The 556-nt window shown below is 32.0% G+C and carries 1 protein-coding gene; it reads left to right on the forward strand.

Annotation, left to right across the window (positions count from 1 at the left end; genetic code table 11):
• On the forward strand, positions 1-556 hold a 556-nt coding region (locus CLPUN_RS12705; protein WP_198944328.1), incomplete at both ends, for a reverse transcriptase/maturase family protein.

The raw sequence follows: 556 nt of genomic DNA on the forward strand, positions 1-556 counted from the left end.
TTTTTATATCCAAATTAGGCAAGAAAGAGAAAAGACCATTAGGAATACCTAATATTGAAGACCGCATTATTCAAGAATGCATAAGAATGGTTATAGAACCTATTTTAGAAGCACAATTCTTTGAGCATAGTTATGGATTTAGACCGATGCGAAGCAGTGCTCATGCATTGGAACGAGTCTCGCATATTGCTAAATGGGTAAACATTCATTGGGTAATAGAAGGCGATATATCAAAATTCTTTGATAGAGTTAATCATAGAAAACTATTAAAAATTCTGTGGAGCATGGGCTTAAGAGATAGAAGACTTTTAATGATAATTAAAGAAATGCTTAAAGCAGGTATTATTAATGAAGCGGAAATAAATGATATGGGAACTCCTCAAGGAGCTATTCTGTCACCATTATTAGCGAATGCTTATCTTACTAAGTTCGATGAATTCATAACAGAATTCTATGAAAAGAAAAGAATGAAGGTAATAGGAAAAAAACATAGATATGATGCTTTGAAACGCAAGAATTTTAAGCAAATATTTTTAGTGCGATATGCTGATGATTG

The sequence above is a fragment of the Clostridium puniceum genome, assembly GCF_002006345.1.
GTDB classification, from domain to species: Bacteria; Bacillota; Clostridia; order Clostridiales; family Clostridiaceae; genus Clostridium; species Clostridium puniceum.